The sequence below is a fragment of the Pseudomonas sp. KNUC1026 genome (assembly GCF_021650705.1).
In the GTDB taxonomy this organism is placed as follows: Bacteria; Pseudomonadota; Gammaproteobacteria; order Pseudomonadales; family Pseudomonadaceae; genus Aquipseudomonas.
The window spans coordinates 1,364,282-1,378,595 of sequence record NZ_CP087138.1 but is presented as its reverse complement, the minus strand read 5'-3'; the positions used below and the strand labels follow the sequence as shown (position 1 = coordinate 1,378,595).

Sequence of the window (14,314 nt, the reverse complement as noted above, 5' to 3'; positions counted from 1 at the left end):
TGTTCGCGCCAGATGCACCGAGCGAGGGAGCCATCATGAAAAGCCTGCGTGAAATGCTGCACCTGCCGCCGCTGTTCAAAGGTTTTGGCGCAGTCTCCGACACTTATGAAAAAGGCCGGCCGGGTTACCCGGACGCGATCAACGACTGGCTGCGCCGCGATTTGCAGATTCGCCCCGGTGTCACGGTGCTGGACCTGGGCGCCGGCACCGGGAAGTTCACCCGCCGCCTGCTGGAGGTGGGCGCCGATGTGATTGCCGTGGAGCCTGAGCCGCGCATGCGCTATTCATTCGCGCGCAAGCACCCGGAGGTGCGCCTGCTCGAAGGCCAGGCCGAAGCCATTCCGCTGCCGGCCGGGCGGGTCGACGTGGTGATATGTGCCCAGGCCTTCCACCTGTTCGCCAACCCCGAGACCTTGACCGAAATCCATCGGGTGCTCAAACCCGGGGGCGCCTGGGCATGGTCTGGAACCTGCGCGATACCCGCGTGCCCTGGGTGGAGCGGCTGGCAGCGATCGTCAACCGCCACGCCGGTGACTTCCCGCGCTATTACAGCGGGCAGTGGCGGCAGGTGCTCAACCAGCATTTCGGCGGCAAATACGCACCGCTCAGCGAAAAAGACTGGCTGCACAACCATACCGGTTCGCCGGAGGACGTGATCGTGCGGCGGATCGGTTCGATCAGCTTCATCGCGGCCCTGCCCGACGATCAACGCGCCGCCTTGATGGACGATGTACGCCAATTGATCGCCGAGGACCCTGAGCTGGCCGGGCGCGACATCGTCAGCGTGCCCTACCATACGGTGGCAGTGCACACGGTGAAGATCCTGCCCTGATCAGAACAGCCCCAACTGGCCGTCGATCAACGCTTCGAAACGCACGCCCACGAACGGCAGGATCGCCTCGGCGACCGGCCGTGAACTGGCGCTCCAGGTAATGGCTGTAGTCCAGGGGCGCTCGGCGTGCCTCCAGTGGTTCAGGGCCGGCGGTGCTGATCACATAGTCGATCCAGCCGCCACGCTGGTACTGGAGCGGCCGGCCGAGGCGTGCGTTTACCTCATCCGCCAGGCGCGCGGCGCGTACATGGGGCGGCACGTGGCGCTGGTACTCGGCCAACGGCCGGCGCAGGCGCTTGCGCAGCACCAGCTTGTCGTCAAGCTCGCCGCCCAGGGTGCTTGCCACGTACTCGCGCAGCCACTGCTCGAACGGCTCGCCCTTGAAGATCCGCTCGTAGAGTGCCTGCTGAAACTCCCGCGCCAGCGGCGACCAGTCACTGCGCACCGTTTCAAGCCCCTTGAACACCAGCCTTCCCTGCTCGCCACCGACCAGCCCCGCGTAGCGCTTCTTGCTCCCCTCCTCGGTGCCGCGGATGGTCGGCATCAGAAAGCGCTGGTAGTGGGTTTCGAACTGAAGCTCCAGCGCGCTGCTCAGGTTGAACTCTTCGGCAAGCTTCTGCTGCCACAAGCTATTGATGCCACGTGCCAGCGCCTGGCCGATTTCACAGGCCTGCACGTGCGGCGTGGCCTTGCCGAGCCAGATGAAGGTGGAGTCGGTGTCACCGTAGATCACCTGATAACCCTGGGCTTCGATCCACTGCCGGGTCTGGGCCATGATCCAGTGGCCGCGCAAGGTGATGGAGCTGGCCAGGCGCGTATCGAAAAATCGGCAGCCGCTGGAACCGAGCACGCCGTAGAAGGCGTTCATGATGATCTTCAGCGCCTGCGACAGCGGCGCATTGCCGGCTTTCTTGGCGGCCTCCCGGCCCTGCCAGACCCGCTCGACGATGGCCGGCAGGCAATGGGCGGTGCGGGAAAACAGCGCATCGCGAAAGCCGGGCACCGCCTGCTCCGGCTCGCGCAAGCCTTCGATCAACCCTACCGGGTCGATCAGAAAGGTGCGGATGATCGAGGGGTAAAGGCTTTTGTAGTCCAGCACCAGCACCGAATCGTAGAGCCCGGGCCGGGAATCCATGACGAAGCCGCCAGGGCTGGCCTGAGGCATTTCTCGCCCAGGTTGGGCGCCACGAAACCCTGCCTGTGCATCGGCGGCAAATACAGATGAGTGAAGGCTGCCACCGAGCCGCCGCTGCGATCGCCCGGCAAGCCGGTGACGCTCGAGCGTTCGAGCAGAAACGCCAGCAGGTCGGTGCGCTCGAAGATTCGCGTCACCAGCTCGCAATCCTGCAGGTTGTAGCGGGCAAGCGCGGGCTGGTCCTCGGCGAACATCCGGTTGATCTCGTCCATGCGCTGATAGGGCGTGGAAATGGCCTTGCCATCGCCCAGCAGTTGGCGCGCCACGTATTCCAGGCTGAATGACGGAAAACTCCAGGTCGCCGAACGCAGTGCCTCGATGCCATCCACCAGCCAGCGCCCGGCCACTTCCGCGAAACCGTGGTTACCGTCGGGATGCTCGCGCCAGCGCAAGGCCTGGCCATCGCGGCCCAGGCGCAGCGGCACACCTTCGCGGCGGGCCTGCTCATGCAGCACGCGCACGTCGAACTGCACCAGGTTCCAGCCGATGATCACGTCCGGGTCGTGTTCGGCAAGCCAGGCGTTGAGCGCTTCGATCAAGGCTGCACGGGTGGGCCGCCAGGCCAGGTCGAACCCCAGTGCCTCAGGCGGGTTGACCGGCGCCCCGAGCATGAACACCTGCCGCTGCCCGCAGCCCTGCAAGCCGATGCAATAGAGATCGCCGCGTTCGCTGGTCTCGATATCCAGAGACACCATGCGCAGCCTTGGGCGATAGCCGTCCTGTGGGCGCAGGCGCGCATTGGCCAGGCGGCTCGCGCCATCGCCCTGCCCGGCCACGCGCACGGGCGCGGTGATGAAGCGCTCCATGAGGTAGCGGTCAGGCGGGCGAATGTCGGCTTCGTAGAGGTCCACGGCGCTGGCGCGCAAGCTTGCCCGGGCGGTGAGCAACTGTTGGTACTGCTCGGCGTAGAGGCCCACGACCGGGCGCTGGCGAAAATCCTTCAAGGCAAGGGTTTGCCAACTGAGCCCAGGCACCTCGGCCAGCAACTGCTGCGCCCTGGCCTGCTGGGCCGCCGGCACGAACGCCACCTGAGGTTGCGGCGCCGTGCGCACGCAAAGCGGGCCGTGGTCGGTGGCCAGCCAGTACTCCAGCACACAGCCCTGTGGGGTGTCGTGCCAGTGGCGGGTGAGTATGAAACCTGATTGCACGCTGGCCGCACCGCGGTTGAAAAGGCGGCCAGTATAGGTCGAGCGCCGTGACCTTTGAAGGCGCCGGTTCCGTGCAATGGGCGCCGATCAGCCTGCGGGTTGAACCAGAGGCACTTGCCAGCGTATCGGCTCAGCCCCTTGCTCCGCATAGGCGAATGCCGACTGGCCCGGCTGCCCATCCCACGGCTCGCGGGTGAAATTGGCGACGATACGCGTGCCATCGGCATAGGTTGCCTGCTGCACAGTCCCGTGCTCATTCAGCCAGCGAAAGTCGACCAGCGCCTGGTTGTGAAGCCGCAGATGCAGTGGCCTGAAGAACGCATCGTTGGCCCGCAGCCAGCCCATGCGCGCAGCGGCGTTGCCCGCTGCCAGGTTCAATAGAGGGGGCACGTTGTAGAGCTGCCCCAGCAACGCCCGCGTGGTTTGCACTTCGGGGAATTTCAGGCCGTCGAGCGTCCAGTGGTCGGTGGTGATCACGCTGTCGTGATAGGCCGCCTGGAACAGCGGCAAGCGTGAGGCGGGGTTGAAATACAACTGGCGATACCTGGCCTTGAGCTGCGCGGGTTTGAAGAACACTTCAGGCGCCTGCTCCGGCCACCAGCGGCCCAGATAATAGGGTGAGTTGCGCTGCTGGCGCATGTGCGGATCGTTCCATCCGAACCCGGAGGTCTGCATGCCGTGGGCGAACAGTGCGGTTTCATCGACCACAGCCCCACCCACCTCCGAGCCGACCACCAGCCCCTTGGCCTGGCCTAGCCAACCCATGGCGGCCAGCCGATGATCGGCATCCTGGCGCTGGGTGGTGAGCTGTGCGGGGTCGTGATTGTTGAACAGCATGCCGGTGGCGGCCACGTCCAGAAACCAACTGTTGAAGGGTGCCTGAGCGAGCAGCCCAGCCACTCTGGCTTCCATCAGGGGCCGCACGCAGCCGGTGTGGGTGTAAACGCCCTCACCACCGAAACCGGGCTGGCGCGAGCCGTCTTCGCGCACCACGGCGCAGGTTCGCCAGGCTTGCTCGCCCAACTGTGCGGTGAGCCAGGTCGGCCGGGCATTGCCGGGCGGCAATGCGGTGTCATAGGAATCATAGGGTGCTATGAGGTAGCCGGCGGCCACTGCCTGGGCGACGGTAGCCGGCGCATGGGTACCTTGGGTCCATTGCGGCAACCCCAGCCACAGGCGCGGCAACCCGGCAGCGATGAGAGGAGTGAGCGCCTGGGCCCAGTCGCCACCCCACAGATAGAGGTGTGAGGCACCGATCAGCCGCTTTGCAGCGGGGTTTGCGTGAATTTTCTCTTCGAGCGACACGAACCTGGCCTGCCCGAGCAACCACTGCCGCCAGGCTTTGCCCGGTGCCAGCAAATCGTGATCGCTCAACACCACACGCACGTGGTAGCGCCGCTGTGGCTCAAGCGCAGTGAAGCGGTGGTTCACGTGCCAGCCCACCCCGGCCTCGCCAACGTCGAAGTGCAACGTGTTGTCGAATGCCACCGGGAACAGCCAACTCAGGCTGTGCTGCCCGTTTTCGGCGCCCAGCGCAGGCAGGCTCAGGTCTTCGGTTGTGCTCAGTTGCGCGTGCTCCGCTGCCAGCGCCTCACGCCAGGCACGGTCACCGGCACGAACGTAGTGGCCCTCTTTCAGGGGCAACAGCAGGCCATTCAAGGTTTGGGGTACCCGCGGCCAAGTGAGTTCACCTGGCATTACCGGAGTAAAGGTGACATCCAGCACCTGGGCGTGAAGATGCATTCGCACGGCATAGTCGCCCCATTGCCAGCTAGCGTTGCCGGCACGCCGTTCGACCCGGTTGACGCGGGCTGGCGCCACCGGTGCAGACACCACCCAGGGGCGGCCCTGCGCAGGTGCCGCCTCGACCGCCAGAGTGCGAGGGTCGACGACGACCCGCCACGAGGCGTTTTCCAGCACCAGCCCCCAACTTGGAGCACAAAAGAGACAAAACCCTAGACACAACCACCACCGAGCCATGCTGTGCTCCCCGTCGAAAAGGGCGGCATTGTGGTGAGATTTACGATGATTCCCAAGGGCGCGTGCGTTTCAAGGTGTGAGATTGCCCTCCCAGCCCCCGCCCAGAGCCACGATCAGGTTCACGCTGGCCACCAGCTGACTCTGGTCGAGCGCCAGCACGCTGCGCTCATTGGACAGCGCGGTGGCCTGGGTATTGACCACGTCCAGGTAACCGATCAGCCCGGCGCGGTACTGGTTGGTGGTCAGGCGCAGCGACTCGCGCGCGGCCTCCAGCGCCTCCCGGCGCACCACGGCTTCGTCCTGGTAGGTCTTGAGTTGCGCCATGTAGTCTTCCACTTCGCGCAGGCCGTCGAGCACCGCCTGGCGGTATTGCGCCACGGTCTGGTCGTAGACGGCCACGGTGCGGTCTACCTCGGCACTGCGCTGGCCGGCGTCGAACAAGGTCAGCGCAAGGCTCGGGCCTACCGACCAGAAGCGGTTCGGCAGGCTGATCCAGTCGGCGAAGCTGCTGGAGCTGTAGCCGCCGCTGGCGCTCAGGGTGAGGTCGGGGTAATAGGCGGCCTTGGCCACACCGATGCCGGCGTTGGCGCTCATCACCGCGCGTTCGGCGGCAGCGATGTCGGGGCGGCGTTGCAGCAATTGCGACGGCAGGCCCACCGGGATCGCCGGCAAGGCCGGTACCTGGTCGGTTTCGGCCAACGAGAAGTCGGCCGGGGCCTTGCCCATCAGCACTGCGATTGCGTTTTCATACTGAGCGCGCTGCCAGGTGAGGTCGATCAGGTCGGCCTGGGCGCTCTTGAGCTGGGTGCGCGCCTGGGCCACTGCGTCGGGGCCGGAGATTCCCGCCTGGTACTGGTTGGTGGTCAGTTGCAGGGAGCGCTGGTAGGTGTCGACCGTCGATTGCAGCAGGCGCTTCTCGGCATCCAGCACGCGCAGTTGCAGGTAGTTCTGCACCAGCTGCGACTGCATGGACAGGCGAATGTTGGCCCAATCGGCCAGGCTCGCCTGGGCGTTGCCCTCGTTGGCCTCGAGCGTACGGCGCAGGCGGCCCCAGAGGTCGGGTTCCCAGCTCACGCCCAGTTGCGCGTTGTAGGTGGTGCGGATGCCGGTGCTGGCGTTGGACAGGCTCGAGCCGCTGCTGCCGGTGCCTTGAGCCGCACGGGTTTTGCCGGCACTGGCCGAAACGCTGGGGAACAATGCGCCACGGCTGCCGCGCACGGCGGCCTGGGCCTGGCGGTATTGCGCCTCGTACTGGGCGATGCTCTGGTTGCCACGGTTGAGCTCATCCACCAGAGCGTTGAGCTGGGCATCGCCATAGGCCGCCCACCAGGCGCCCTTGGCCTGCGCGTCGGCTGGGACGGCTACCGCCCAGCCGTGTGCGGCCTTGAACTGCGCGGGCGCAGCAGCTTCGGGGCGGTGGTAATCGGGGCCTACGGCGCAGGCGGTGAGCAGCGCCAACGCCAGCGCCGCAACCGGCAGGCGCAAAGGGAACGGAGCGTGAGGCGTGGTCATAGCGGTGTATCCAGGGCAGCGTCGGTGCGGATGCCGCGCCAGCGGTTGAAGCGGTGGCGCAGGCGGTCCAGGGACAGGTAAACGACAGGCGTGGTGTACAGCGTCAGCACCTGGCTGAGCAGCAGGCCGCCAATGATCGCAACGCCCAGCGGCGTGCGCATCTCCGCGCCATCGCCGCGGCTGAGCAACAGCGGCAAGGCGCCGAGCACGGCGGCAAGCGTAGTCGATCAGGATCGGCCGCAGGCGCAACAGGCAGGCCTGGCGGATCGCCTCCAGCGGCGCGTGGCCCTGTTCACGCTCCAGTTGCAGCGCAAGGTCGATCATCATGATGGCGTTCTTCTTCACAACGCCGATGAGCAGGAACAGCCCCAGCAACGAAATCAGGCTGAACTGGCCGCCGGTCAGCCATATGGCCAGCAGCGCGCCCACCCCTGCCGAGGGCAAGGTGGAAAGAATGGTCAGCGGGTGGATGTAGCTCTCGTACAACACCCCCAGCACCAGATAGACCATCACCAACGCACTGAGGATCATCAGCGGCTGCCCTTGCTGGGCCTTCATGAAGGCATCGGCATTGCCGGCGACCTTGACGATCAGCCCGTCCGGCAGGCCAAGGCCGGCCAGCGCCCGGTCCACGGCGCGGGTGGCGTCGTCGACGGTGTAGCCGGGTGAGGCATCGAAGGAGATGTCCTCGGAGGCGAAGCCTTCGTCGTGGCTGACGCGGTCATCGGCCAGGCTGTTCTCGTAGCGGGCGATGGCCGAGAGCGGCACCTGTGCGCCGCTGCTGGTGATCACCTTGATCTGCTCCAGCGTCACCGGGTCCCAGGCGTATTGCGGGTTGACCTCCATCACCACCTGGTACTGGTTGAGGCTGTCGTAGATGGTGGAGACCTGGCGCTGGCTGTAGGCGTTGTTGAGCACCGTCATTACCGTGCTCATGTCGATGCCCAAACGCTCGGCCTGGTCGCGGTCGACCTTGAGCGTCACCTGCGCAGTACCGGCGCCTTCGCGGGCGTCGATGGAGGTGATTTCCGGCACCTTGTGCAGCGCCTGCACGATCTTCGGGAACCACTGGCGCAGCTGGGCCAGGTCGTCGCTCTGTACGGTGTACTGATACTGCGAGGTGGTGTCATCGCGGGCGCCGCCGAACTGCAGGTCCTGGTCCGAATCCAGGAACAGCCGCGCTCCGGGGATTTTCGGCGCGTTCTTGCGGATGCGCTCGATCACCTGCCTGGCCGAAACGCCACGCTCCTTGAGCGGCTTGAGCCGCACCAGCACGGTGGCATTGTTGGTGCCGTTGTTGCCGCCCAGTGTGGCCGCCACGCTGTCAACTGCCGGGTCGGCGAGGATGGCGTCGCGGTACTGGCGCATCTTGGGCTGCATCACCCCGAACGACAGCCCGTCATCGCCACGAATGAAGCCCATCAACTGGCCGGTGTCCTGCTCGGGCATCAGCGTCTTGGGCACCACAACGTACAGCGCGACGTTGACCACGATGGTGGCCAACAGGCTCAACAGGGTCAGGCGCGGGTGGCGCAGCACCCAGCCCAGGCTGCGATCGTAGCCAGCCACCAGGCGTGCATTGGCGCGTTCGCTCCACTGCTGCAGGCGGCTGCGCTGGCTGCCGTGGGGCTTGAGCCAGCGCGCGCAGAGCATCGGTGTGAGGGTGAGCGATACCAGCAGCGACACCACGATGGCAGCCGCCAGCGTGATGGAAAACTCACGGAACAGGTTGGAAACGAAGCCGCCCATGAACAGGATCGACAGGAACACCACCACCAACGAGCTGTTCATCGCCAGCAGGGTGAAGCCCACCTCACGCGCCCCGCAGTAGGCCGCTTCCAGTGGCGGCACGCCGTCGTCGATGTGCCGGGCGATGTTCTCCAGCACCACGATGGCATCGTCCACCACAAGGCCGGTGGCCAGGATCAACGCCATCAGCGACAAGTTGTTTAGCGAAAAACCATACAAGTACATGATCGCGAAGGTGCCGATCAGCGAAACAGGCACCGCCAGCGTCGGGATCAACGACGCGCGGGCGCTGGCCAGGAACAGGTAGACCACCAGCACAACCAGCACCACGGCGATCAGCAGGGTCACCTCCGCCTCGTGCAGGGTGGCCTTGATCACCGAGGTACGGTCCATGGCCACAGTGAGGTTTACGCTGGCCGGCATCACCGCCTTGAGCGCCGGCAGCTGGTCCTTGATGTGCTGCACGGTTTCGATGATGTTGGCGCCGGCCTGGCGGTTGATCACCAGCAGCACCGCGTCCTGGCGATTGAAAAAACCGCTGTTGTAGCGGTCCTCCACCGCGTCGCTTACCTTGGCCACGTCCGACAGGCGCAGCACCGCGCCGTCGCGGGCACGGATGATCAACGGCCGGTAGTCCTCGGCCTTTTCCAGCTGGTCGCTGGCCTGCACCTGCCAGGCGCGGTCGCCGTCTTCGACGAACCCCTTGGGCCGGCGCACGTTGGCGGTAGTGATGGCCGTGCGCACATCGTCCAGGGCCACGCCGTATTGCTCCAGCAAGCGCGGTTGCAGTTCCACCCGCACCGCCGGCAGCGAGCTGCCGCCGATCTGCACCTCGCCCACCCCGTTCACCTGCGACAGGCTCTGCGACAGGATGGTCGAGGCCAGGTCGTACAGCTGGCCCTTTTGCAGCACGTCGCTGGTGAGCGCCAGCACCATGATCGGTGCCTGCGAGGGGTTGATCTTCTTGTAGGTGGGCAGGCTTTTCATGCCGCTGGGCATGAGCGAGCGCGAAGCATTGATCGCGGCCTGCACGTCACGGGCCGCGCCGTCGATGTCGCGGCCCTGCTCGAAGCTCATGATCACCCGCGTGGAGCCCTGGCTCGAGCGGCTGAACAGCGTCTGCACCCCGCCCAGGCTTGCAAGCGCGCGCTCCAGCGGCGTTGCCACGGTGGAGGCCATCACCTCGGGGCTGGCCCCCGGCAGGCTGGCGCTGACCACGATCACCGGGAAGTCCATCTGCGGCAGCGGCGCCACCGGCAGCAGGCGAAAACTCACCGCCCCCAGCAGCATGATCGCCACGCACAGCAGAAAGGTGGCCACTGGCCTGCGAATGAAAGGTGCCGACAGGTTCACGCCGCGTGCTCCTGGCCGTTACGGCGCAGGCGCCGCGCCAGGCGGTCGAAGCCCAGGTAGATCACCGGCGTGGTGAACAGCGTGAGCACCTGGCTTAGCGCCAGGCCGCCGACCATCACCAGGCCCAGCGGCTGACGCAGCTCGGCGCCCGAGCCTTGTGCGAACATCAGCGGCAAGGCGCCGAACAGCGCCGCGAGCGTGGTCATCAGGATCGGCCGGAAGCGCAGCAGCGCAGCCTCGCGAATCGCCTCCAGCGGCGCCAGCCCGCGCTCTCGCTCGGCCTCCAGGGCAAAGTCGATCATCATGATGGCGTTCTTCTTGACGATGCCGATCAGCAGGATGATGCCGATGATGCCTATCATCCCCAGGTCGTTGCCCGACAACAGCAGCGACAGCAGATGCACCCACCGCCGCCGAGGGCAGCGTCGAGAGGATGGTCACCGGGTGAATGAAGCTCTCGTAAAGCACGCCCAGCACGATGTACATGGTCACCACCGCAGCGAGGATCAGCAGCAAGGTGCTCGACAGCGACGCCTGGAATGCTTCAGCGGCGCCCTGGAACTGCGTCTGCACACCCACCGGCATGCCGATGGCCTGCTGGGTGCGCTCGATCACCTTGACCGCCTCGCCCAGCGACACGCCGGGGGCCAGGTTGAACGACATCATCACCGCCGGGAACTGGCCGATGTGAGCGATGGCCAGTTGCGCCTGCCGCTGCTCGATCCGCGCCAGGCTCGACAGCCGCACCTGCCCGCCGCCTTCGGTGCTGGTGACGGTGGTGCTGGTGGTGCTGGCCTTGTTCGCGGTGTTGTTGGTGTTGCCCGTGCCGGTGCTGTTGGTGCCCACCGAGCTGTCGCCGGAGGCTTTGACGTAGAGCTGCTCGAGCGCCTCGGGGCCGATACTGCCGCCATCGGCCGATTGCAGCACCACGCGGTACTGGCTGGCCTGGGTGTAGATGGTGGAGATCTGCCGCTGGCCGAAAGCATCGTAGAGCGCGTTGGTGATGTCCGAGACGTTCACCCCCAGGCGTTTGGCGCTGTCGCGGTCGATGTCCAGATACACCTGCAGGCCGCGGTCCTGCAGGTCGCTGGCCACGTCACGCAGCTCCGGTTGCCGGTGCAAGGCATCGGCCAGCTTGCCGCTCCACAGCGCCAGTTGGTCGGCATCTGGCGACGACAGGCTGAACTGGTATTGGGTGCGGCTCACCCGGTCCTCGATGGTGAGGTCCTGCACCGGCTGCATGAACAGCCGCACACCCGGGAGGCCATCGACCTGTGGTTGCAGGCGCCTGATTACCTCGCTGGCAGTGGCGTCACGCTCGCTGCGCGGCTTGAGGTTGATCTGCAGGCGGCCGCTGTTGAGCGTGGCGTTATCGCCGTCCACGCCGATGTAGGACGACAGGCTCTGCACGGCGGGGTCTTGCAGGATGATGTCGGCAAGCGCCTGCTGGCGCACGGCCATGGCCTTGAACGAAATCGACTGCGGCGCTTCGGAAATGCCCTGGATGAACCCGGTGTCCTGCACCGGGAAAAACCCTTTGGGCACCGCCAGGTACAGCACCACCGTAAGCCCCAGCGTCGCCAGCGCCACCATCAGGGTGAACGGCTGGTGCCGCAGCACCCAGCCCAGCGCGCTGTCGTAGCGCGCCACCAGCCAGTCGATCCACGCACCGCTCGCGCGATAGAAGCGGCCCTGCTGCTCGGGCGGCGGTTCGCGCTTGAGCAATCGCGCGCACATCATCGGCGTGAGGGTCAGCGACACCACCAGGGAGATCAGGATGGCTACGGCCAGGGTGATGGCGAATTCGCGGAACAGGCGCCCCACTACGTCGGCCATGAACAGCAGCGGGATCAACACAGCAATCAGCGAAAAGGTGAGCGACACAAGGGTAAAGCCGATCTGCTGCGCGCCCTTGAGCGCGGCATTGAGCGGTGTTTCGCCCTCCTCGATGTGGCGAGCGATGTTCTCCAGCATCACGATGGCGTCATCGACCACAAAACCGGTGGCGACGGTGAGCGCCATCAGCGTCAGGTTGTTGATGGAAAAGCCTGCCAGGTACATCACCCCGAAAGTGCCGACCAGCGACAACGGCACGGCGATCGACGGAATCAGCGTGGCGCTGGCCCGGCGCAGGAACAGGAAGGTCACCAGCACCACCAGCACGATGGCGAACAGCAGCTCCTTCTGCACATCGTTGACCGAGGCGCGAATGGTCTGGGTGCGGTCGCTGAGGACCGTCACGTCGATGCCGGCCGGCAGGTTTTCGGTGATCGACGGCAGCACCTCGCGGATGTTGTCCACCACCTGGATGACGTTGGCGCCGGGCTGGCGCTGAATGTTCAACAGCACTGCCTTCTGCCGGTTGGCCCAGGCTGCCAGGCGCTCGTTCTCGGCGCCCTCGACGATGCTGGCGACGTCCTTGAGCCGCAGCGGCGCGCCGTTGCGGTAGGCCAGGATCAGGTTGGCGTATTCCTCGGGGAGCGCAGCTGGTCATTGGCGTCGAGCATCGACACCCGCGTAGGCCCGTCGAAGTTGCCCTTGGGCTGGTTGACGTTGGAGGCGCTGATCAAGGTGCGCACATCGGCAAGGTTCAGGCCGTTGGCGGCGAGGGCCTGCGGGTTGACCTTGATCCGCACCGCCTGGCGCTGGCCGCCGGCCAGGGTGATCAGGCCGACGCCGGACACCTGCGAGAGCTTCTGTGCCATGCGCGTTTCGACCATGTCGTTCAGGCGTGGCAGCGGCAGGGTTTTCGAGGTCACGGCAATGGTGAGCACCGGCGTGTCGGCCGGGTTGACCTTGTTGTACACCGGCGGCGCAGGCAGGTCGCTGGGCAGCAGGTTGTTGGCGGCGTTGATGGCCGCCTGCACTTCCTGCTCGGCGACGTCCATCGACAGCTCCAGGCTGAAGCGCAGGGTGATCACCGAGGCGCCGCCAGAACTGGTGGAGGCCATCTGGTCCAACCCGGGCATCTGCCCGAACTGGCGCTCCAGCGGTGCAGTAACCGCGCTGGTCATTACATCAGGGCTGGCGCCGGGGTACAGCGTCATCACGCGAATGGTGGGGTAATCGACCTGAGGCAGCGCCGAGACGGCCATCATCTTGTATCCCATCAGGCCGGCGAGCACGATGGCCAGCATCGTCAGCGTGGTGGCCACCGGCCGCAGGATGAACAGGCGAGAGATGTTCATGCGCCGGTTTTGCCCGCGCGGCCGGCCTTGCCAGTACCGCCCTGCCCTTGCAGGTGCTCACCAGGTGAGCTGGGCAGCTCTTCAGCCGGGTCGGCCACTACCTCGACCCTGGAGCCGTCCCGCAGGCGGTCGGTGCCTTCGAGCACGACCTGGTCGCCAGCGGCAAGGCCTTCAAGGATCACAGTGGAACTGCCATCGCTCGGGCCCAGCTTGAGCTGGCGCACCTTGACCTTGCCTTCTTCGCCGTCGAGCGCGTAGACGAACGAGCCGTCGGCACCGAACTGGATCGCGGCGGTGGGCGCCAGCACCACTTGCTTCAAGGTATTGACCAGCACGCGCACATTGACGAACTGATTGGGGAACAGCGCTTCGTCCTTGTTCTCGAACGCTGCCTTGAACTTGAGGGTGCCGGTGGTGGTGTCGATCTGGTTGTCGGGGCTTTGCAGCACACCGCTTGCCTGCAGCTTGCTGTCGCCACGGTCCCAGGCCTCGACGGTGAGGTGGGCACCGGCGCGGTAGCGCTCCAGTACCGGATCGAGCTGGGTTTCGGGCAGGGTGAAGGTGACGTTGATCGGCTGCATCTGGGTGACGATGGCGACCGCCGTACTGTCGTTGGCGGCCAGCAAGTTGCCGACATCGAGCTGGCGCAAGCCAACGCGGCCGGCGATGGGTGAGCGGATCTGGGCGAAGTCCAGATTCAACCGAGCATCGTTGACCGCGGCCTGGTTGGTCTTGACCGTGCCTTCGTACTGGGCCACCAGCGATCGCTGGGTGTCGAGGGTCTGGCGGGCGATGCTGTCCTGGGCGAACAGGCCCTGGTAGCGCTTGAAGTCGGTGCGCGCATTGGCCAGCAGTGCCTGGTTGGTGGCCAGGGTGCCCTCGGCCTGTTGCAGGGCGATCTGGTAGCTGCGCGGGTCGATCTGCGCCAGCAGGTCACCGGCCTTCACCGGCTGCCCCTCGCGGAAGGCCACCTTGACCAGCTCGCCGGCCACACGCGTGCGCACGTTCACGGTGTTGAGCGCAGTGACGGTGCCCAGCGCCTTGTAATAAAGAGGGAAGTCACCGGCTGTGATGCGCGCCACCCGCACAGGGGTGGGGCCTTCACTGCCGCCGAAGCCTGCCCGCGCCGGGTTGCCACCGCCTCTGCGGCCGTGAGCGGCCGGCTTGCCCGCTTCGGTGGTTTCAGTGGAGGTGCGATGAGTCCAGTACCACCAGGCGGCGACAGCGATCAGAACGAGCAGCAGCAGGCCGAACAGCCGGCGACGGGTAAAGCGGGAACCAGACGATTGCATGGGGAGATAGGCCCTTGATGGCGACAAGCTTCCTTTCAGGAGGCAGAACGATAATCACCCGGGGC

4 protein-coding genes and 4 pseudogenes are annotated in these 14,314 nt (G+C 65.9%); 1 reads left to right on the top strand and 7 read right to left on the bottom strand.

Annotated features, from left to right (window positions below; all coding sequences use genetic code 11):
• Positions 1–53 precede the first annotated feature (53 nt).
• Positions 54–832: pseudogene (locus tag LN139_RS06185) on the top strand (class I SAM-dependent methyltransferase).
• On the opposite strand, the gene LN139_RS06180 reads toward LN139_RS06185, so the two are convergent.
• The 7 genes and pseudogenes from LN139_RS06180 to LN139_RS06150 form a co-directional block, all read right to left on the bottom strand.
• Positions 780–2,174: a DNA polymerase II gene (locus LN139_RS06180; protein ID WP_236359174.1), complete on the bottom strand. Its 1,395-nt coding sequence runs from the start codon at positions 2,172–2,174 to the stop codon at positions 780–782. The pseudogene LN139_RS06185 and the gene LN139_RS06180 sit on opposite strands and share 53 nt — an antisense overlap.
• A 296-nt stretch (positions 2,175–2,470) precedes the next feature.
• Positions 2,471–3,175, bottom strand: a pseudogene (locus LN139_RS06175) (3'-5' exonuclease); the annotation flags it as partial.
• A gap of 87 nt (positions 3,176–3,262) precedes the next feature.
• A complete protein-coding gene (locus LN139_RS06170) occupies positions 3,263–5,095 on the bottom strand; it encodes a glycoside hydrolase (protein WP_236359173.1) in 1,833 nt (610 codons plus the stop codon).
• Positions 5,096–5,224: 129 nt separating this feature from the next.
• Positions 5,225–6,667: an efflux transporter outer membrane subunit gene (locus LN139_RS06165; protein ID WP_329611015.1), complete on the bottom strand. Its 1,443-nt coding sequence runs from the start codon at positions 6,665–6,667 to the stop codon at positions 5,225–5,227.
• Positions 6,664–9,769 (bottom strand): annotated as a pseudogene (locus LN139_RS06160) (efflux RND transporter permease subunit). The gene LN139_RS06165 and the pseudogene LN139_RS06160 overlap by 4 nt, the downstream one beginning before the upstream one ends.
• Positions 9,766–12,957, bottom strand: a pseudogene (locus LN139_RS06155) (efflux RND transporter permease subunit). Before LN139_RS06155 ends, LN139_RS06160 begins: the two co-directional pseudogenes overlap by 4 nt.
• On the bottom strand, positions 12,954–14,249 hold the full coding sequence (locus LN139_RS06150) for an MdtA/MuxA family multidrug efflux RND transporter periplasmic adaptor subunit (RefSeq protein WP_236359172.1): 1,296 nt from the start codon (positions 14,247–14,249) through the stop codon (positions 12,954–12,956). Before LN139_RS06150 ends, LN139_RS06155 begins: the two are co-directional and overlap by 4 nt.
• Positions 14,250–14,314 lie beyond the last annotated feature (65 nt).

What these genes read in the sequence shown, in the direction of transcription:
- LN139_RS06165 (WP_329611015.1), bottom strand. Translation starts at nt 6,667, where the DNA reads ATGACCACGCCTCACGCTCCGTTCCCTTTGCGCCTGCCGGTTGCGGCG.
- LN139_RS06150 (WP_236359172.1), bottom strand. Translation starts at nt 14,249, where the DNA reads ATGCAATCGTCTGGTTCCCGCTTTACCCGTCGCCGGCTGTTCGGCCTG.